This is a genomic window from uncultured Hymenobacter sp. (genome assembly GCF_964243305.1).
GTDB lineage: Bacteria > Bacteroidota > Bacteroidia > Cytophagales > Hymenobacteraceae > Hymenobacter.
Genome location: NZ_CAXTEF010000004.1, coordinates 23,610 through 43,391, shown reverse-complemented (window position 1 = coordinate 43,391; position 19,782 = coordinate 23,610). Strand labels below are relative to the sequence as shown.

Annotated in this window: 18 protein-coding genes; 12 read left to right on the top strand and 6 right to left on the bottom strand. The window is 61.6% G+C overall.

Features of this window, described 5'->3' with window-relative positions; all coding sequences use genetic code 11:
- Nucleotides 1-131 precede the first annotated feature (131 nt).
- On the top strand, nucleotides 132-956 hold the full coding sequence (ispE, locus tag ACFE70_RS04015) for a 4-(cytidine 5'-diphospho)-2-C-methyl-D-erythritol kinase (RefSeq protein WP_375416431.1): 825 nt from the start codon (nucleotides 132-134) through the stop codon (nucleotides 954-956).
- Nucleotides 957-1,194: 238 nt separating this feature from the next.
- On the opposite strand, the gene ACFE70_RS04010 is transcribed toward ispE, so the two are convergent.
- From ACFE70_RS04010 to tgt, 3 genes are all read right to left on the bottom strand, one after another.
- Entirely contained in the window at nucleotides 1,195-2,097 is a 903-nt protein-coding gene (locus ACFE70_RS04010; RefSeq protein WP_375416430.1) for a DMT family transporter, read from the bottom strand.
- Nucleotides 2,098-2,245: 148 nt separating this feature from the next.
- Nucleotides 2,246-3,325 (bottom strand): LptF/LptG family permease, encoded by a 1,080-nt coding sequence (locus ACFE70_RS04005; protein ID WP_375416429.1) that lies wholly within the window; start codon nucleotides 3,323-3,325, stop codon nucleotides 2,246-2,248.
- A gap of 212 nt (nucleotides 3,326-3,537) precedes the next feature.
- Nucleotides 3,538-4,668, bottom strand: a complete 1,131-nt coding sequence (gene tgt / locus ACFE70_RS04000) for a tRNA guanosine(34) transglycosylase Tgt (protein ID WP_375416428.1) — start codon at nucleotides 4,666-4,668, stop codon at nucleotides 3,538-3,540.
- Nucleotides 4,669-4,792: 124 nt separating this feature from the next.
- Between tgt and ACFE70_RS03995 the strand changes: the two genes are divergently transcribed.
- From ACFE70_RS03995 to rsmG, 3 genes are all read left to right on the top strand, one after another.
- Nucleotides 4,793-6,034, top strand: a complete 1,242-nt coding sequence (locus ACFE70_RS03995) for a glycosyltransferase (RefSeq protein WP_375416427.1) — start codon at nucleotides 4,793-4,795, stop codon at nucleotides 6,032-6,034.
- Nucleotides 6,025-6,648 carry an RNA polymerase sigma factor gene (locus tag ACFE70_RS03990; RefSeq protein WP_375416426.1) on the top strand — a complete coding sequence of 208 codons (624 nt, stop codon included), beginning with the start codon at nucleotides 6,025-6,027 and terminating at the stop codon, nucleotides 6,646-6,648. The genes ACFE70_RS03995 and ACFE70_RS03990 overlap by 10 nt, the downstream gene beginning before the upstream one ends.
- Nucleotides 6,649-6,809: 161 nt before the next feature.
- Entirely contained in the window at nucleotides 6,810-7,430 is a 621-nt protein-coding gene (rsmG, locus tag ACFE70_RS03985; RefSeq protein ID WP_375416425.1) for a 16S rRNA (guanine(527)-N(7))-methyltransferase RsmG, read from the top strand.
- Nucleotides 7,431-7,445: 15 nt separating this feature from the next.
- On the opposite strand, the gene ACFE70_RS03980 is transcribed toward rsmG, so the two are convergent.
- Complete coding sequence (locus ACFE70_RS03980; RefSeq protein ID WP_375416424.1) at nucleotides 7,446-8,441, bottom strand: YheT family hydrolase; 996 nt, start codon at nucleotides 8,439-8,441, stop codon at nucleotides 7,446-7,448.
- A 262-nt stretch (nucleotides 8,442-8,703) separates the two neighbouring features.
- Between ACFE70_RS03980 and rpsT the strand changes: the two genes are divergently transcribed.
- Together rpsT and ACFE70_RS03970 are read left to right on the top strand one after the other, a co-directional pair.
- Nucleotides 8,704-8,961: a 30S ribosomal protein S20 gene (rpsT, locus tag ACFE70_RS03975; protein WP_375416423.1), complete on the top strand. Its 258-nt coding sequence runs from the start codon at nucleotides 8,704-8,706 to the stop codon at nucleotides 8,959-8,961.
- A 233-nt stretch (nucleotides 8,962-9,194) separates the two neighbouring features.
- A complete protein-coding gene (locus tag ACFE70_RS03970) occupies nucleotides 9,195-10,643 on the top strand; it encodes a hypothetical protein (protein ID WP_375416422.1) in 1,449 nt (482 codons plus the stop codon).
- Nucleotides 10,644-10,840: 197 nt separating this feature from the next.
- On the opposite strand, the gene pyk is transcribed toward ACFE70_RS03970, so the two are convergent.
- Together pyk and ACFE70_RS03960 are read right to left on the bottom strand one after the other, a co-directional pair.
- Complete coding sequence (gene pyk, locus ACFE70_RS03965; RefSeq protein ID WP_375416421.1) at nucleotides 10,841-12,280, bottom strand: pyruvate kinase; 1,440 nt, start codon at nucleotides 12,278-12,280, stop codon at nucleotides 10,841-10,843.
- A gap of 186 nt (nucleotides 12,281-12,466) precedes the next feature.
- A complete protein-coding gene (locus ACFE70_RS03960) occupies nucleotides 12,467-12,895 on the bottom strand; it encodes an IPExxxVDY family protein (protein ID WP_375416420.1) in 429 nt (142 codons plus the stop codon).
- 163 nt (nucleotides 12,896-13,058) lie between these two features.
- On the opposite strand from ACFE70_RS03960, the gene ACFE70_RS03955 reads away from it, so the two are divergent.
- The 6 genes from ACFE70_RS03955 to lgt all read left to right on the top strand — a co-directional run bounded on the left by ACFE70_RS03955 (nucleotide 13,059) and on the right by lgt (nucleotide 19,758).
- Nucleotides 13,059-13,295: an acyl carrier protein gene (locus ACFE70_RS03955; protein WP_375416419.1), complete on the top strand. Its 237-nt coding sequence runs from the start codon at nucleotides 13,059-13,061 to the stop codon at nucleotides 13,293-13,295.
- 310 nt (nucleotides 13,296-13,605) lie between these two features.
- On the top strand, nucleotides 13,606-14,859 hold the full coding sequence (gene fabF / locus ACFE70_RS03950) for a beta-ketoacyl-ACP synthase II (RefSeq protein WP_375416418.1): 1,254 nt from the start codon (nucleotides 13,606-13,608) through the stop codon (nucleotides 14,857-14,859).
- Nucleotides 14,860-15,015: 156 nt separating this feature from the next.
- Nucleotides 15,016-15,753 (top strand): ribonuclease III, encoded by a 738-nt coding sequence (rnc, locus tag ACFE70_RS03945; protein WP_375416417.1) that lies wholly within the window; start codon nucleotides 15,016-15,018, stop codon nucleotides 15,751-15,753.
- Between the two features lie 53 nt (nucleotides 15,754-15,806).
- Nucleotides 15,807-16,676, top strand: coding sequence for an NAD-dependent epimerase/dehydratase family protein (locus ACFE70_RS03940; protein ID WP_375416416.1), 870 nt, complete (start codon nucleotides 15,807-15,809; stop codon nucleotides 16,674-16,676).
- Between the two features lie 88 nt (nucleotides 16,677-16,764).
- Nucleotides 16,765-18,753, top strand: a complete 1,989-nt coding sequence (gene nadE, locus ACFE70_RS03935; RefSeq protein ID WP_375416415.1) for an NAD(+) synthase — start codon at nucleotides 16,765-16,767, stop codon at nucleotides 18,751-18,753.
- Nucleotides 18,754-18,840: 87 nt separating this feature from the next.
- Nucleotides 18,841-19,758: a prolipoprotein diacylglyceryl transferase gene (lgt, locus tag ACFE70_RS03930; protein WP_375416414.1), complete on the top strand. Its 918-nt coding sequence runs from the start codon at nucleotides 18,841-18,843 to the stop codon at nucleotides 19,756-19,758.
- The last annotated feature ends 24 nt before the right edge of the window (nucleotides 19,759-19,782 follow it).

Sequence of the window (19,782 nt, the reverse complement as noted above, 5' to 3'; positions counted from 1 at the left end):
CCGCCGACAAGTGCAAAAGTAGATTGCCGGACGGCGCTTAGCTTTAAATCAACCGATAGGAAAATAAATGAGTGAATGGCCGCGCCTGAAAGTCATAACTCGTAATTCGTAATTCATAACTCGTAATTCAGTTGCTCACTTTCCCCAACGCCAAGCTCAACCTGGGCCTCTACGTCACGGCGCGGCGGCCCGACGGCTTCCATAACCTCGAATCGGTGTTCGTGCCCCTGCCCTGGACCGACGCGCTGGAAATCCTCCCTACCCCCCCCGGCCAGACCGAAGCCCCCCTCACCCTCACCGGCCGCCCCATTCCGGGCGCGCCGGAAACCAACCTCTGCCTACGCGCCTACGCGCTGCTGCGCACTGACTTTAACTTGCCGCCCGTGCAGATGCACCTGCACAAAGTCGTGCCCATCGGCGCGGGCCTGGGCGGCGGCTCGTCGGATGCCGCGTTTGCGCTAAGCGCTCTAAATAAGCTGTTTGCGCTGAATCTGCCTTCGGATAAATTACTTGCTTATGCCCGCCGGCTGGGCGCCGACTGCGCGTTTTTTCTCGAAAACCGGCCCGTGCTGGCCCTGGAAAAAGGTGATGTATTCGAGCCGATAGCCTTGAACTTGGCCGGCACGGCGGCCGTGGTGATTTATCCTAATCTGCACATCAGCACCGCCGAAGCCTACGCCGCCATCACGCCGCGCCCGCCGCGCCACGCGCTGCGCGCCGCCCTGGCCCGGCCGATTGAGACGTGGCGCCAGACCGTTACCAACGATTTTGAAGAGGCCCTCACGCCGCATCATCCGGTGCTGGCCGAGGTGAAAAGCGCCCTCTACGCCGCCGGCGCCGCCTACGCCAGCCTGTCGGGCTCCGGCTCAGCCGTGTACGGCCTCTGGCCCGGCCGCGAGGAAGCGCCCGACGTGGCCGCCCGGCCGGAGTGGCTGGTGTGGCGCGGCCGGCTTTAGGTAGTGAGTAGTGAACAGTTTGAACGAGAGCCCCGGCGGGGTAGCCCATCGGTAGAAAGTAGGGGGTAGGAAAAACGAAAAGCCCCAGCGGGGCGACTCATCGCAACCGCGCCACTTGCGCAAGCGGATTGGGTCGCCCCGCTGGGGCTTTGCTCACGGAAGAGGGGGTAGGGAATCTACCGATGGGCCGCCCCGCCGGGGGCTAAGCGCCAAACGTTCACTATTAAGCGCCTCCCTGCTAACTGTTCACGGCTAACTGTTCACTCCTCCTAAACCGCCGCGCCACCAGCGGATGAATCAGCACGCTCAATAGAATCACGGCCGTGCCGAGGTAGAAGCCGCCGGCCATGCGCTCCTTGTCGCCGAAGATGAGCACGGCCAGCACGATGCCGTAGACGGGCTCCAGGTTGATGGTCAGGTTGACGGTGAAGGGCGTCAGGCGCTTCATCAGCTCGACGAAAACCGAAAAAGCATACACGGTGCAGGCGCCGGCCAGCAAGAGCAGCCACAGCCAGTCGAGGCCGCTGAGGCCCAGGTGCAGGCCCGCGCCCGGCGTGAAGTAGCGGCTGTAGAACGGCAGAAACAGAGCGATGCTGAGGCTGGCGCCCAGCATCTCATAAAACGTGAGCTGCAAGGGCGAATGCTGCTGCGTGAGCCTGGAGTTAATCACGCTAAACAAGGCCGACAGCCCTGCCGAGAGCACCGCCACCAGCAGGCCCGCGAGCTGGTCCAGCTCGGCCTGCGACACCAGGTACAGGCCCCCCATCGTGAGCAACCCCAGCCCGACCTCGTAGCCGCGCACCGGCCGGCGCAGCAGCAGCGGCTCCAGCAGCGAGGTCCACAGGGCCAGCGTGGCCATGCCGGCCAGGCACACGCTCACGCTGCTCAGGCGCGCGGCCAGAAAAAACGTAATCCAGTGCGCCGCCACCAGCGTCCCTACCCCCAGCAGGCGCGCCAACTGCGCCCCACGCACGCGCAAAGGCTGCCCGCGCAGCGTGAGCAGCAGCCCGATGCCGGCCGCCGCCAGCCCCGTGCGCCAGAGCACAATCTCGACCGGCGGCAAACTCAGCAGCTTGCCCAGAATGGCCGTGAACCCCCACAGCAGGACGATGAAATGAAGCTTGAGGTAGTCTTTGATCATGATGATGATTTGGAGCTTAAAAGGCGGTCATGCTGAGCGCAGTGAAGCATCTCGCGTGGAATCGTTTGGCTGAGCCGATTATTGCCGCACGCGAGATGCTTCGCTGCGCTCAGCATGACCGCCTATTCCCTTAATTTCCCTACCCCCCCTACTTCGGCACAAATCGGTACAGCGCCAGTCCGATGCCCGAGAACAGCATACTCGGAATCCAGGCGGCCAGCAGCGGCGAGAGCTGCCCGACCTGGGCCAGGTTGCGGCTGAAGATGACGAAAATGATGAACACGAACGCCAGCACGAAGCCTAGCGCAATCTGCCCGCCCACGCCGGCCCGGGACTTGCGGGCGCTCAGAATCACGCCGATGAGCGTCAGAATGATGATGGCGAAGGGGTAGGAATAGCGCTCGTACTTCTCGCTCAGATACGTTTGCGTGTCGTCGGCGCCGCGCTCCTGCTTGGTTCTGATTAGTTTATTCAGCTCCGGCAAGGTCAGGGTTTCGGCCAGGCGGTAGGTGCTGGCAAAGTCTTTCGGAAACAGGTTGAGCGTGGTGTCGCGCGGCGGCAGGGTGAGCAGCGTCTCGTCCTGCGGCCCCCGAAACGTGCGCACGAGCTGCTGCGTGAGGTGCCACACGTGCTTGGTCGAGTCCCAGGTGATGGCGTCGGCCGTCATCCGGCGCCTGAGCAGCGTGCCGTCGATGGTTTCCAAGGCAAAGCGAAAGCCCACGTTGGCCGTGTTGTCGTAGCTTTCCATGTAGGCGTAGCTTTTCGGCCCGACGCGGATGTGGATGTTGCGCTCCTTGAAGCGGTACGGGTTCTTGACGTAATCCTTCTCGAACTGCACCCGCGTCTTGTTGCCGATGGGCAGTATCCAGCCGACGAAGGCGAAAATGACCACGCCCACCACCGCCCCGCCGATGGCGTAGGGCCGCAGCAGCCGCCGGAAGCTCACGCCCGAGGCCAGAATGGCCACAATCTCGGTGCGCGCCGCCAGCTGCGCCGTCACGAAAACCACGGCAATAAAAACCGTAATCGGCGAGAGCAGATTGGCGAAATAAGGAAATAAGTAAACGTAGTAGCCGAAGATAATTTTGCCCATCGGCAGGCTGTGCTTCATGAAGTTATCGTTTTTCTCGGTGAAGTCAATCACGCAGATAACCGACACGAGCACCAGCACGGTAAAGAAAAACGCGCTGAGGAACTTCTTGATAATATACCAGTCGAGTAGCTTCATGAATCGCAGATGGTGCAGATGAATCGAGATGAACGCAGATGATGTTCGACTAGCGGATGATGTTCTGGCGTTGGATGATGTTCGACTAGTGGATGATATTTTAACGGTACTATTATTTAATTAAAGTCAATCGAAACGAATCAGACATCAGAACATCATCCAACGCCAGAACGAATCTGCGTTCATCTCGATTCATATGCACCATCTGCGATTCATAATCGCGTCATCACCTGCGTCACCATGCGCTCCTTCCACTCCCGGAACGTGCCGGCCAGAATCTGCGTGCGCGCCTGCCGCACCAGCCAGAGATAAAATGTCAGATTATGCGCCGACGCAACTTGCGGGCCGAGCATTTCCTGGCTCTGGAACAAATGACGCACGTAGGCCCGCGAGTAGAACGTGCTGGCCGGCCCGCCAATGGCCGCATCAATAGGCTCAAAATCGGTGGCCCACTTCTTATTCGTGATGTTAATAATGCCCTGGCTCGTGAACAACATCCCGTTGCGGGCATTGCGCGTGGGCAGCACGCAGTCGAACATATCGACGCCCAACGCAATGTTTTCCAGAATATTAGCCGGCGTCCCTACCCCCATCAGATAGCGCGGACGGTCGGGGGGCAGAATATCGCAAACCAGCTCCGTCATCTCGTACATCAGCTCGGCTGGCTCGCCTACGCTCAGCCCGCCGATGGCGTTGCCGGCGCGGTTTTGGTTGGCCACAAACTCAGCTGACTGCACGCGCAAATCCTTGAACGTGCTGCCTTGCACGATGGGAAAAAGGGTCTGCTCGTAGCCGTAAAGGCCGTCGGTGCCGTCGAAGCGCTGAATGCAGCGCGTGAGCCAGCGGTGCGTCATGTCGAGCGAGCGGCGGGCGTAGGCGTACTCGCAGGGCCAGGGCGTGCACTCATCGAAGGCCATGATGATGTCGGCCCCGATGACGCGCTGAATGTCCATCACGCCCTCGGGCGAAAACAGGTGCTTCGAGCCGTCGATGTGCGAGCGGAACGTGACGCCTTCCTCCTTGATTTTACGGGTGTTGGAGAGCGAAAACACCTGGTAGCCGCCGGAGTCAGTCAGTATCGGCCGGTCCCAGCCGTTGAACCGGTGCAGGCCGCCGGCCGCCCGCAGCACCTCCAAGCCCGGCCGCAGATACAAGTGGTAGGTATTGCCGAGAATAACCTGCGCCTGCACGTCAGCCTTGAGTGTCTGCTGGCTCACCGCCTTCACGGTGCCCGCCGTGCCGACGGGCATGAAAATCGGCGTCTCGATGGCGCCGTGCGCGGTTTGCAGCCGGCCCGCCCGCGCCTTGGTCTGCGGGTCGGTAGTAAGTAGGTCGAACGTCATTCAGAAAGGCAGAAAATCAAATCTGTCATGCTGAGCTTGCGAAGCACCTTATCCCGCCTTAACGAACAGTATAGTATTAGTTACTGCGTCGTCCGACGGGGATAAGATGCTTCGCAAGCTCAGCATGACAGATTTTCCCCGCAAAGGTAGCCCCTGCTCCTGCCGCGCCTACTTTTGCTGGCCCGATTCCCTACCCCCCCCCTTGCCTGAGCTGACCATCACGCCCGGCCTGGCCCTGCTGCTGCTGGCGGTGCTGGTGCAGCTCGGCTACGCGGGCTACTATTTCCTACCCTTCGCCCGCCGTCCGGCCGAGGCACCCGCCGACCAGCCCGGCCCCGACACGGAGCCGGTCTCGGTCATCGTCTGCGCCCGCAACGAGGCCGACAACCTGCGCGAGCTGCTGCCGCTGCTGCTGGCCCAGGATTATGCTGCCGGCTTTGAAATCGTGCTCATCGACGACCGCAGCACCGACGAGACGCCGCTGCTGGCCCAGCAGTACGTCCAGCTCTACCCTCATAAATTCCGCCTCGTGACCGTGCGCGCGCCGCCGCCCGGCCTGGCCCCCAAAAAGTACGCCCTCACCCTCGGCATCCGCGCCGCCCGCCACGCCCGCCTGCTCTTCACCGACGCCGACTGCCGCCCCGCCAGCCCGCAGTGGCTGCGCCTGATGCAGCGCGGCTTCAGCCCGCAAGGGGGGGATAGGGAATCAGCCGGGGCGGACCTCGTGCTCGGCTTCTCGCCCTACGCCGCCCGGCCGGGCCTGCTCAACCAGCTTATCCGCTACGAAACGCTGCTCACCGGCGCCCAGTACCTGAGCTTCGCCTGGCGCGGGCAGCCTTATATGGGCGTCGGACGCAACCTGGCCTACACCCGCGCCGCCTTTGAGGCCACGAAAGGTTTTGCCAGCCATTTAAAACAACTCAGCGGCGACGACGACTTGTTTGTGCAGGCGGCGGTGAAGCGGGGTTTGCGGGTGGCTGTGGTGGCCGACGGCCCGGCCCAAGCCAGCAGCTGGCCCGCCGAAACCTGGGCGGCGTGGTGGCGGCAGAAGCGCCGCCACCTCTCGGCCGGGCCCGCCTACCCTCTCGCCGACCGCCTGCGGCTGGGGCTGTTTTTGAGTGCTAATATGGCGTACTATTGTGGGCTTTTGGGGCTCGTATTATCTGCCCAAAATTGGGTAACTTTGACCCTGGTCGGAATTTTTAGAACTTTAGTCATACTGGCGGTTTATAGGCGCCTGAACCGGCGTCTGCAAGCTGGCCGGCCGCCGCTGGTGCTGCTGCCGTTGCTCGACTTCCTTTATTTCATCTCCTATCTCGCGCTGGGAATCTCCCTCTTTTTCAGCCGCCGTCTCCAATGGAAGTAAACAACCCCGACGTTCAGAAGCAGTTCTCGGCCAAGGCCAAGCACGACTTCAAGCTCATCCGCCGCGCCGTCGACAACGGCGACGAAAAGGCGTATGCCGAGCTGATGCAGATTTACAAGAAGCCGGTCTACCACGTGGTGCTCAAGATGGTGCGCAACATGGACGACGCCGAAGACCTCACCATCGAGGCCTTCGCCAAGGCCTTCCGCAACCTGCACAAGTTCAACCCCGAGTACGCCTTCAGCACCTGGCTGTTCCGCATCGCCACCAATAACTGCATTGACTTTATTCGCAAGAATAAAATCAAGACGATGAGCATTGACTCGGCCATTAAAATCGACAACGGCGACGAAATCACCATCGACTTTCGCGACCAGGGCCTCAACCCGCAGGAGACGACGATTAAAAACCAGAAAATTGAAATTATGCAGCACGTCGTCTCGCGGCTGCCCGAGAAGTACAAGCGCCTGGTCTCGCTGCGCTACTTCGATGAGCTGAGCTACGAGGAAATTGCCACGGAGCTAAAAGCGCCGCTTGGCACCGTCAAGGCCCAGCTGCACCGCGCCCGTGAGCTGCTTTTTGACATGGTGAAAGACAACAAGCACGTGATTTAAGCCTGATTTTGAATAACAAAAAGCCCCGGCGCAGGTCGGGGCTTTTTTGTAGGGTGCGGCGGGGCTTGCCCCCGCCCGGCGCGTGAGCACCAATCGTTGTAGTAATCAAGAATTGAGCGGCGCCAACGCCGGGCGGGGGCAAGCCCCGCACCCTACCCCTTATGTCTCTCCTCACGCACTACTTCCCCGACCTCACGCCGCTTCAGAAAAAGCAGTTCGCGCAGCTCGAAACCGAGTTCCGGGCCTGGAATGAGAAAGTGAACCTGGTGGCCCGCCCCGACATCGAGAATTTGGAGGAGCGCCACCTGCTGCACAGTCTGGGCCTGGCCAAAGTGGTGCAGTTCCCGGCCGGCAGCGCCGTGCTCGACGTGGGCACCGGCGGCGGCCTGCCGGGCCTGCCGCTAGCCATCCTATTTCCCGAGGTGCAGTTTCACCTCGTCGATAGCATCGGCAAGAAGATTCGGGCCGTGCAGTTTATGGCCGGCGCGCTGGGGCTGGATAACGTGACGGCCGAGCAAATCCGGGCCGAGCAGGTCAAAACCAAATTTGACTTCGTGGTAAGCCGGGCCGTGGCCCGCCTGGCCGAATTTCACCCCTGGATTGCGCGCAGCTACAAGGTGCACCCCGCCCCGGGCGCCGGCCTTTACTACCTCAAGGGCGGCGACTTGAGCCAGGAAATTGCCGAGTCTGGACTGCCCGCGCGGACGGCCAGTCTGAGCGACTTTTTTCAGGAGGAATATTTCGAGACGAAGAAAGTTGTGTTCATTCCGGCCGGCAAATAGAAGCGCCTTTCTGATTCATTCGGCTAGCAAAAACGCCACGGCCCGCCGCTCCGAGTAATACGCGCCATCCGGCCGGCCTTCGGCGAAGCCGACGTGGCCGCCATCGGTGGGCGTTTCCAGAAACACGAACTGGCTGGCCGCCGCCGCCGCCCTCGGGAAGCAGGAGGGGGGTAGGAAGGGGTCATTCTCGGCATTGACGAGCAGCGTGGGCACCCGGATACCGGCCAGGTACTGCCCGGAGCTGGCGTGGGCGTAGTACGCATCAGCCGAGGCGAAGCCGTGCATGGGCGCCGTGTAGCGGTCATCGAACTGCGGGAAGTCGCGCAAATTCTCCAGGCCAGTCAAATCAACCTCGCCGGGCAGCAGGGCGGCTTTGTCGCGGATTTTCTGGCGCAGCGTTTTCATAAACCGGCGCAGGTACACCTGGTTTTGGGGCCGGGCAATGTGCACGGAGCTGGCTTTCAAATCGGTGGGTACCGAAAACACGGCCGCCCGGCGCACGGCCGCCGGCACGCGGCCGGCGTCTTCGCCCAAATACTTAAGGGTCACGTTGCCGCCGGCGCTGAAGCCCGTCAGGTACACACAATCGTAGCGCCCGGAAGCCAGCGCGTGGCCGATGACGTGGTGCAAGTCGCCGGTGTCGCCGAGGTGATAGGAGCGGAGCAGGCGGTTGGGCTCGCCGCAGGAGCGGTAGTTCCAGGCCAGCGCGTCGAGGCCGGCGCGGGTCAGGGTCCGCGCCAGGCCGCGGATATAGGCGCGGTCGGAGCTGCCTTCCAGGCCGTGGGAGATGATGGCCAGCTTGCGGGCGGGGTTGCGAGCGGAGGGGGGGGTAGGGGCTGGCTGGGCGGCGGCCCAGTCCAGGGCGAGGAAGTCGCCGTCGGGCAGCTCAATCCGCTCGCGGCGGTACGTCAAATCGGGCACCCGGCGCAGCAGCGCGGGCACGATGGTTTGCAAGTGGCCGCTGCCGAGCAGGTAGGCCGGTGGGCGGTAGGTGGAAGGCAGGAGAGGCAAGGGGACGAAAATCGAATTGTAAGCTACAAGAACGTCATGCCATAAGAACGTCATGCAGAGCGTAAGCGAAGCATCTCGCTCGGGGAAGTAACTCAATCGTTCAGTCATTTTGATTACTTCCCCGAGCGAGATGCTTCGCTTACGCTCTGCATGACGTTCTTTTTCCTGATTTTAATGGCTTGCATTTCCCAAAACCAATCGTACCTTTGCCCGCCCAAGCGAATCCGTTCCGGCCCCGCCGGCTCCCATAGTTACTCTTTTCATGGCAAATCATAAGTCGGCTATCAAGCGCATCCGCAGCAACGAAGCCAAGCGCGTGCTAAACCGCTACCAGCACAAATCTACCCGCACGGCCATCAAAAACCTGCGTCAAACCACTGATGCCACCGCCGCGCAGGAGCTGCTCAAGAAGGTATCGTCGATGCTCGACCGCCTCGCCAAGAAGAACATCATCCATAAGAATAAAGCTGCTAACAACAAAAGCAAGCTGACAAAGCTCGTCAATGCGCTCAGCGCGTAACGGGCTCTAGTGAAGTCAGGCCGCGCCGCCCCAACGCCTGGCTTCACGCTCTCTCACAAAAAGCCCCGCGCCGCAAGGTGCGGGGCTTTTTGCGTTCAGCCCCTGAGGATATAGTGGCTGCGCGATGTATCTTGCTGGTTCTTCCTACCCCCGCTTTTTCCGCGAAGCGCATGAAATGCTTGTACTCGTTGCCGCTGCTCGGGCTATCGGTGTTAACTTCACTGCCAGGCGTAATGGCACAGGTCACGGCGTGGCGGCCATTTCGGCCGGGGCTGGTGTATGCGTTTCGCACCGCCAAGGCGGATATCATCTTCACGCTGCGCGTGGATTCGGTGTATGCCGACGGGCCGGACTCGGTGTACCGCTTCAACCGAACACTGCGGCAGTTGGATGGCAGCCGCTACGTGCCAACCACTAATAACCTGTTCGGCGCGCGGATGCGGTTCCGGCCCGGCTCGGGCACCTACACCTTTTTTCTAGACGCCGACACCCTGGGCCCGGCCCGGCAGTGGACGCTGCAAACCGAGGGCGCCGTCGGCAGCAGCTACGAGCAGCCCGCTGGCCAGCGGGCCGGCACGGCGCGCGTCGCAAGCCGGGAAGAGCGTCAAATCCTGCCCGGCGTCCGCGACTTAACGCTGACCTTGCGCACGCAGCCGGACGGCGATACGCTCGTTTTCAGCCGCCGCCACGGGGCCGTGCAGCTGCCGCGCAACCTCTACCGCGGGCAGCCCGGCAGCCAGCCGCTCTACCTGGCCGACGTGCCGGTGCCCATCGGCGAGTCAAAATACTACTCGCCGACTGTGCTGTTTAACTATCAGCCGGGGGATGAGTTTGGGTTTAGAACGGAGGATTGGATAAACCCGTTTCCGTGCTTTATCACCTATACTTTGCGCCGGATTTTGACCCGTCAGCAGTCGACGGACAGTCTGAGTTACACTTATTTGGAGCAAATCCGCCATCAGGCGGTAAGCGGGCTGGACTGCGGTTCCACTAACACCACGAGCTTCACCCCCGTCACGACAAAGCGCTTGGCTATTTCGCTACGCACGGGCCAGTCGCCGCAGTTTCCATACCTCGGTTTGTTTACGCTGGAATACAAGCGGGCAAGTGCGGGGCAGTCGGACCGGCAAGCTATCCAAGCTGGCTTGCCAATTATTATGAGCCGTGCATCCGGTTGCCAAGAGACGGACTTTTCGGTTAGCAACGTCCGGCTGTATCCGCAATCGGGGACGTCCGTTGCGCTGAAAGTTTTCGTGCCCGGCATCGATTATCTAGCGTGGCTCCAAGGATTTGCGCCTGCTGTTGGTCTCGTCTATGTGTACCAGGATAATCTGGCCTGCTCCCGTCGCCAGCTTTCCAATGGCCAGCGCAGCGAGTGCGGCACCTGCGGCGACTTCGTAACCTTGCTGCCGGCCCGCGCCGCGCGCGCCGCCGCGGCGGCCACGCTCCACCCCAACCCGGCGGCCGGTAGCGCGGCCACGCTCACACTGGCCGCGCCCGCCCGGCCCGACACCACGCTCAGCCTTACCGACGCGCTAGGCCGCCGCGTGTGGAGCACGTCAGTAGGCGCGGGCCAAACCGCTTTGCCAGTGCCGCTGGCCGGGCGTCCCGCCGGGCTGTATCTGGTGCAGCTGCTGGCGCCCGGTGCCGCGCCACTGACGTGGCGCTTGCAAGTTATCTGAACCACGGATTTATCGGAATTAAGCGGATTAGTCGAATTTCGGGGACGATTCCGCTTCGCTCAATCTGATATCCCTACCCCCCTCAAAAACTAAAAGGCCACTCAATCGAGTGGCCTTTTTCATCTTCGGCTTAGGAGCGGAATCGTCCCCGAAATCCGACTAATCCGCTTAATTCCGATAAATCCGTGGTTCAGACATTACGCGACATTCACCTTCACCATATTGGCCAGGCCCTTGTCCTGAATCGGCATGGAGGCGGTATTGATGAACACGTCGCCGACCTGCAGGTGGCCGGTGGTAAGGAGCGTGTTGCGGATGTCGGAGATGGTGTTATCCGTGCTCACGAGGCGGTCATAGTAGAAGCCGCGCACGCCCCACACCAGGCTCAGGGCCGTGAGCAGCAGGCGGTTATCGGTGAAAATAAAGATGTTGGCTTTGGGGCGGTACTTGGCCAGCTGGAAGGCCGTGTAGCCGCGGTGCGTCATGCCGGTAATGACCTTGGCGTTGGTGTTTTTGGCCAGGTGGCACGAGGCCGACAGGATGCTGTCGACCATGAACGTCGGGGCGTTGGGGTCAATGGACCACCACTTATTAAACAGCGTGGGGCTGCGGCTCTCGACGCTGGAAATGGTGCCCACCATCGACCGGATTACTTCGGCGGGGTAGGCGCCGACGGCGGTTTCGGCCGAGAGCATCACGGCGTCGGCGCCGTCGAGTACGGCGTTGGCCACGTCCGAGGTTTCGGCGCGGGTGGGCCGCGGGGCCGAAATCATGCTCTCCATCATCTGCGTGGCCACGATGACGGGCTTGCCGGCGAGGTTGCACTTGGCGATAATCATCTTCTGGGCCATCGGCACCTCCTCCATGCTCACCTCCACGCCGAGGTCGCCGCGGGCCACCATCACGGCATCGCTCAGGGCAATGATTTCGTCGAGGTTGCGCAGGCCTTCGGGCGTCTCGATTTTGGCCACCACGCGGGCCGTTTTGCCACTTTCGGCAATGAGCTGCTTGATAAAGCGGATGTCCTCGGCGCGGCGCGCGAAGCTAAGCGCCACCCAATCCACGTCGTGCTCCAGGCCGAATTTGAGGTCAGCAATGTCTTTCTCGGTCATACTCGGCGCCGACACATCCGAGTCGGGCAGGTTGATGCCCTTGCGGGGCTTGACGGTGCCACCGTAAATAACTTCCACGTCCACTTCCTTTTCGCGGTCCGTGGCCAGCACTTTCAGCTCAATCTTGCCGTCGTCGAGCAGAATCTGGTCGCCCGGCTTCACGTCGCGCGCCAGCCCCAGATAGATGGTGCTCAGGCGCTCGGCCGTCGTGATTTCCTTCTCGCCGCAAACCAGCTTAATCTTGTCGCCGCGCTTGATTTCGACGCTGCCGCCCTCTACTTCGCCCAGCCGAATTTTGGGCCCTTGCAAATCCTGGAGCAGACCCACGTTGGTACGCAAATCCTTGTTGAGGCGTCGCACGGTGTTGATTACCGATAGATGCTCCTCGTACTCGCCGTGCGAGAAATTGAGCCGGAACACGTCCACGCCCTCGCGGATGAGGGTACCGAGGCGCTCGTAGGTGTTGGAGGCGGGGCCGACCGTGGCCACGATTTTGGTCTTGTTGTAGGTCTGGCGAGATTCCATAAAGGGAGGGGGGTAGGGGCTGCTTGGGTCGGATTTGAGCTGGTAAAGAACGTCATGCTGAGCCCAGCGAAGCATCTCGCTGGGGTAACTAATCCAACCGTAAGGCCAGGTCTGATTACTGCCCCGAGCGAGATGCTTCGCGGGGCGGACGCCAGATGAACATGACGTTCTCTTCGATTCAAAAAGTTAAAACTGAAAATTCTCCTTGTATTTCAATCCCTCAACCTCCACCGGGCCGGCGTACTGCACGGCCGGCAGTACGGCGAGCGTGGGCAGCAGCTCGTCGGCCGCCAGCGAGCCCTGGCCGTTGGTGATGTGCAGCAGGTAGTCATACTGCTTGTAGTCGGGGGCCAGAAAAGGCTTTTTCAGGGCTGAGGAAGTCAGGGAGCGGTTGCGCAGCAGGCGAAAGGTGAGGGTTTCGGTGACGTGCAGGTAGTGGCTGAAGAGCAGCCGGCCCTGGCTGAGCAGGTCCACCACGAGGTCGGGCTGCCGGATGAGGCGCAGGCGCAGGGTCCGGTTCAGGGTCCAGGCCAGGGTGTAGTCGCGGGAGCTGGAAACGAGGCCAAACAAGTCGAAGTCGCAGTCGAAGGCGACTTCCAGGGTGAAGGTTTTCATGGCAAGCAGAGCGGGGCGCCCGGCGCAAATCTACACCGGCGGCGGGCGGCGGGCTAGCGGGCGGCCCCAAATCTTATAAGCCGGGCGGGCAGCGCTGAGCTTGGCATTGTTCGGGAAAGTAGCGTTACTTTGCGCCCTCATATTCTCCTAACCTCCTACGGAAATGTCTGAAATCTCAGAAAAAGTAAAGGCTATCATCATCGACAAGCTGGGCGTTGAAGCCTCCGAAGTAACTCCCGAAGCCAGCTTCACCAACGACTTGGGCGCTGACTCGCTCGACACGGTCGAGCTGATTATGGAGTTCGAGAAAGAGTTTAACGTCAGCATCCCCGACGATCAGGCCGAGAACATTGGCACCGTAGGCCAGGCCATCAGCTACCTCGAAGAGCACGCCAAATAAGACCGCCGATTTAACTGATTTCGACGGATAGCGCGGACTTTTTGGGGTTCCGCCCGCCGTTGCGGTTCGTTGAATAATCAGTTAATCTGAGCTAGTAGCACTTCCACTCACTCTTCAAATGCACCGGCCGGCTTGCTGCCGGCCGGTTTTGGCATTTGTAGGGGCCGCCTGATTGGCGCCTGGCAGCATTACGCCTGGCAGTAATTGCCACTTATTGGCCAGGCTGCTTAAATGAGTTGATTTAAGAATGAAGGTTGCCTAAACGAGCGGAATTCTCAACAGTCCGTTAAAATCAGTTAAATCTGTGGTCATGTCCATCCGACGTGTTGTCGTCACCGGCCTCGGGGCTCTCACGCCCCTGGGCAATACTGCCCCGGCCTACTGGGAAAGCCTGCGCGCGGGCACGAGTGGCGCGGCCGAAATCACCCGCTTCGACGCCACCAAGTTCAAGACCCGCTTCGCCTGCGAAGTCAAAGGCTACAACGCCGACGACTTTTTTGACCGCAAGGAGGGCCGCAAGATGGACTTGTTCACGCAGTTCGCGGTCGTGGCCGCCGACGAGGCCATTGCCGACGCGGGCCTGCTGACGGGCGGCGTAGACAAAAACCGGGTGGGCGTCATCTGGGGCTCCGGCATCGGCGGGCTGCGCTCGTTGCAGGAAGAATGCTTTCAGTTCGGGCGCGGCGACGGCACGCCGCGCTACTCGCCCTTCTTTATTCCGCGCATGATTGCCGACTCCGCGTCGGGCAATATTTCGATTAAAAATGGCTTTCGCGGGCCTAACTTCGTCACCACGTCGGCCTGCGCCTCGTCCAACGACGCTATCATCGCGGCCTTCAACTACCTGCGCCTGGGCATGGCCGAGGTGGTGGTGACGGGCGGCTCGGAGGCGGCCATCACCGAGTCGGGCATTGGCGGCTTCAACGCCCTCAAGGCCATGAGTGAGCGCAATGACGACCCGGCCGCCGCCTCCCGGCCCTACGACCGCGACCGCGACGGTTTCGTGTTGGGCGAGGGCGCCGGCGCGCTGGTCTTGGAGGAATACGAACACGCCCGCGCCCGCGGCGCCCGCATCTACGCCGAGCTGATTGGCGGCGGCATGTCGTCGGATGCCTACCATATCACGGCGCCCGACCCCACCGGCTCCGGCGTGGTGCTGGTGATGCAGAACGCGTTGCGCGACGCCGGAATCGGGGCCGAGGAGGTGGACTACATCAATACCCACGGCACAAGCACGCCGCTCGGCGACGGCGCCGAGGTGAAAGCTATTGAGCAGGTGTTTGGCGAGCACGCCGCGCAGCTCAACATTTCCTCGACCAAGAGCATGACCGGCCACCTGCTGGGCGGCGCCGGCGGCATCGAGGCGGTGGCCTGCCTGCTGGCTATGCAGCACGCTATGGTGCCGCCCACGATTAACCTGCACAACCCCGACCCGGACATCAATCAGGCCCTGAACTTTACGCCCAACACGGCGCAGGCCCGCCCGGTGAACGTGGCCCTGAGCAACACCTTCGGCTTCGGCGGGCACAACACGACCGTGGTTTTTCGGAAAATCGCGGAATAGAGAAGAATAGAACGTCATGCAGCGCGCAGCGAAGCATCTCGCCCGGTTAGTAATCAATGGCCCACAACGATTGAGTTACTTCCCCACGCGAGATGCTTCGCTGCGCGCCGCATGACGTTCTGTTTTTGAGGAATTACCCCCAGACTTCATCTTGTAATGCCGCTTCCGCTTTTCGGTCTTTTTCGCCGCCTGCTCGGCTCGGATAAGCAGTTTCGGCAGGCCGTGATGACCGTGACGGGCCACGAGCCCGACAACGTGCGGCTGTACCAGCTGGCGTTCACGCACTCCTCGGCCGTGCGCGACCAAGGGCTGCCGGGCCGCCACCAAAGCAACGAGCGGCTGGAGTTTCTCGGCGACGCTATTCTGGGCGCCGTGGTGGCAGAATACCTGTTCCGCAAGTTCCCGTATGAGCAGGAAGGCTTTCTGACCGAAACCCGCTCGCGCATCGTGAACCGCGAAAGCCTCAACGCGCTGGCTCTCAAGCTCGGCCTCGATAAGCTCGTGCAGCTCGATGCCGCCCAGACCCGCGTGGCCCGCTCGCGCTCGGTGAACGGCAACGCGCTGGAAGCCCTGGTGGGCGCCATTTACCTGGATTTGGGCTACAAGGCGGCGCGCAAGTTCGTGCTCAACCGCCTCGTCAAGCCCTTCGTGGACGTGCACTCGCTGGCCACGACGACCAGCAACTACAAGAGCAAGCTCATCGAATGGGCCCAGCGCCAGGGTAAGGTGCTGCGCTACGAAATCAATGGCGAGCCCCGCCCCGGCGGCGTAATGGAGTTCTCGGCCACAGTGCTGCTCGATGACGAGGCCGTAGCGACGGGCATGGGCCTGAGTAAGAAGCAGGCCGAGCAGTTGGCGGCGGAACGGGCACTTCAGGCGCTGGGGGTAGGGTAGGGCCGAGAGCAGGCCGCGGACAATAGCACTTCTTTAACTTCTTTAAAGCAGCAATGAACATAAGCGGTCCAGTGCTAGTGACGGGAGCGGCCGGGCGGCTGGGGCGGGAAATTGTTCTGCTGTTGCGCACCCGCGGCTATAAGGTAGTCGGCGCCGATTTGCTGCCGTCCACAACCACTGACTTGTTGCTCGACATTCGGGAGGCCGCCGCCGTGCAGCGAGCCGTGCGGGGCGTAGGGGCTATTCTGCATACGGCCGCGCTGCACGGTCGGCACTACGAGTTGCACTACCCCCGGGCCGAGTTTGTCGAAACCAATATCGGTGGGACGCTCAATCTGCTGGAGGCCGGCTGCCAGCACGGCGTTGGCAAGTTTATTTATACCAGCACCACGTCCATTTATGGGCAGGCGATGGTGCATCCCGAGCAAGCCGTGTGGGTAGAGGAGACGCTCCGGCCCGAACCGCGCGACATCTACGACATCACCAAGCAGGCAGCGGAGGCCCTGTGTCGGGATTTTTTCGGGCAAGAAGGCCTTGAAACGGTCGTGCTGCGCGTCTCGCGCTTCCTGCCCGAGCCGCCGAACTTGGCCGCCAACAATCGGCTCTACCGCGGATTGGACGAGCGCGACGGGGCACTAGGTCATTTACTGGCATTGGAGCACCGGTTTTCGGAGTTTGAGGTTTTTAATATCTCGGCTGGCAGCCCGTTTCAGCGCGATGATGTCGGCAGGCTAAAGCACTCGCCGCGCCAGGTTATCGACCAGCGCCTGCCACAGGCAGCGGTCATCTACGAGCAGCTCGGTTGGCAATTTCCCGCTTCCATCGACCAGGTTTACAGCATCGAGAAAGCCCGCCAGCAGTTGGGCTACGAGCCGCGCTATACCGCGGAGCGCCTACTTCACGAGGCAGTTCAGCGCGGCTAGCTGGCCGTGGGCAGAACGCCGCTTTGTTAATTTGCGCACAACCTGACCTGCGTTTCACTGGTTAAATAAGTTTAACTTTTCGTGGTTTATGAGAATTGCCGGCGCCGCCCTGAATCAGATTCCACTCGACTGGGAAAACAACCTGCGCAACATCCGCACCGCCATCGCCTTGGCGAAGGAAGGGGGGGTAGGGATTTTGTGTTTGCCGGAGCTGTGCCTCAGCGGCTACGGCTGCGAGGATTTGTTTCTGAGCGAGTGGCTGCCGGCGGCGGCGCTGGCGCAGCTGCAAGCCGTGCGGCCCTGGACCGAGGGGATTTGCGTGGTCGTGGGCCTGCCGGTGCGGCTGGCGCACCGCACCTATAATACGGCCGCCGTGTTGCGCGACGGGCAGATTCTGGGCTTCGCGGCCAAGCAGTTTCTGGCCAACGACGGCGTGCACTACGAGACGCGCTTCTTCGTGCCCTGGCCGGCGGGCGAGACCACGATCGTGACGTTTGAGGGCGAAACCTGGCCGCTGGGCGACCTGGTTTTTGAGCACCAGGGCGTGCGCTTCGGCTTTGAGATTTGTGAGGATGCCTGGCGGCCCGACGACGTGCGGCCCGCCTGCCGCCTCGTGGGACGCGTGGATTTGATTGTGAATCCGTCGGCCAGCCACTTCGCGATGAGCAAAACCGACGTGCGCTATCAGTTGGTGCTCAATGCCTCGCGCAAATTCAACTGCACCTACCTCTACGCCAACCTGCTCGGCAACGAGGCCGGCCGCGTCATTTACGACGGCGAAATCATCGTGGCCCGCAACGGCCACTTGCTCTTGCGCAACCAGCTGCTGAGCTTCAAGGAAGTCGACCTGGAGTTCGTGGACGTAGATTTCAGCCAGCAAGTGGCGCCGGCCGAAACCATTGCGCAGCTCCCTACCCCCGATGAATACCGCGAACTCAACCAAGCCATGAGCCTGGGTTTGTTCGACTACCTGCGCAAGGCGCGCAGCCGCGGCTTCGTGCTGAGTCTCAGCGGCGGCGCCGACTCGTGCTTCTGCGCCGTGGGCGTGGCCGAGATGGTGCGCCTGGGCGTCGAGGAGTTGGGCGTCGAGGAGTTCAAGCGGCGTAGCGGCTGCTTCCCGGCCGCGGCCGAAACCGTGGTGGAACAGGCCGGCGCGGGCGGCGCGGCGCGGCAGGTGGTGAAGGAGTTAAAAGTTGAAAGGGACGAGTTAAAAGGGGAGGAAGGGGTAGGAAATAGGCAAGATGCGTCGGAGCTTTTAACCTTTGACTCTCAACTTTCAACTCAAAATCAGGAGCTGGTGCAGCAGCTCCTAACCTGCGCGTATCAGGGCACGGTCAATTCCTCGGACGACACGTTTAATTCGGCCAAGGAGCTGGCTGACAGCCTCGGCGCCCGGTTTTTCAATTGGACGATTGACGAGCAGGTGACGGGCTACGTGGGCAAAATCGAGGGCGCGCTGGGCCGGGAGCTGACCTGGCAAACCGACGATTTGGCCCTGCAAAATATTCAGGCGCGGGTGCGGGCGCCGGGTATCTGGCTTTTGGCCAACGTGCAGAACTGCCTGCTCATCACCACCTCTAACCGCTCGGAGGCCAGCGTGGGCTACTGCACAATGGACGGCGACACGGCCGGCTCCATCTCGCCCATCGCGGGCGTCGATAAAGATTTCGTGAAGAAATGGCTGCGCTGGGCCGAAACGGAGCTGGGCTACGCCGCCCTGCGCCACGTCAACGCCCTGCAACCCACCGCCGAGCTGCGCCCCCTGGAGGATAAGCAAACCGATGAGCGCGACCTGATGCCCTACCCCCTGCTCAACCGCATCGAGCGCCTGGCCTTCTACGACCGGCTCAGCCCCAGCCAGGTGCTGGCCGCGCTGGAAACGGAGAGCACCGGCTTCGACCCGGAGCAGCTGCGCGCCTACGTGCGCCGCTTCTACCAGCTCTGGAGCCGCAACCAGTGGAAGCGCGAGCGCTACGCGCCGAGCTTTCACCTCGACGACTACAATGTGGACCCGCGCTCCTGGCTGCGCTTCCCGATTCTGAGCGGCGGCTTCGCTCAGGAGCTGGCCGGGCTGTAGCGCGAAGTTTCCCTTCGCGTAGTGGTGCCGCCGGGCGGTCCGAAGGCCGCGCCAAGGGAAACTTCGCCTTACGCCTACCTTTGTGCCATGAGCCCATTCTTCGCCGCCATTCCCTGGTCCGTGGACCCCATTATCGGCCACCTCGGGCCGCTCACCTTCCGCTGGTACGGGGTGCTGTTTATGTCGGGCTTCCTGATTGGGCTCTACATCCTCAACCACATCTACCGCGCCGAGCGGGTGTCGCCGCGCTGGGTCGATACGCTGTTCGTCTACATTCTCATCGCCACCATCATCGGGGCGCGGCTGGGGCACGTCATCTTCTACGCGCCCGACTACTACTTCACGGCCGCGCACTGGCCCGAGATTTTCAAGATTTGGGAGGGCGGTCTGGCCAGCCACGGCGCCACCATTGGCATCTTGCTGGCGGCCTGGCTTTTTGCCCGCAACAATAAGTTTGACTACCTCTGGGTGCTCGATAGGCTGGTGCTGGTGGTGGCCACGGGCGGGGCCTGCATCCGGCTGGGTAACCTGATGAACTCCGAAATTATCGGCAGCAAAACCGACGTGCCCTGGGGCTTCCAGTTTCTGCGCTATGCCGAGCTGCACGGCGCTACGCCCGCCAACCTCACGATTCAGAATGAGCTGCACCACGCCTCGCAGCTCTACGAAGGGCTGTTTTGCGTGGCGCTGTTCGCTTTCCTGTACTTGCTCTGGAACCGCACCAAGGAGCGCACCCCGCGCGGGCTGATTTTCGGGCTGTTCGTCGTCCTGCTCTTCACGCAACGCTTTCTCGTCGAGTTCATCAAGCTCAACCAGGAGGCATTTGAAGACAAGCTGCCCCTGAACATGGGCCAGATTCTGAGCATTCCGATGATTTTTGTGGGCATCGCGGTGCTGTTGCGCGCCGGCAAAAACCCCAACAACCCCTACGGCTACGCCCCGCGCGACCTCGACGAGCAGGAAGCCGCCGACGCCGGCAAGGTTACCGCCCCGCGCAAGGGGTAGAGCGTTTAAGTTAGAAGTGAAGAG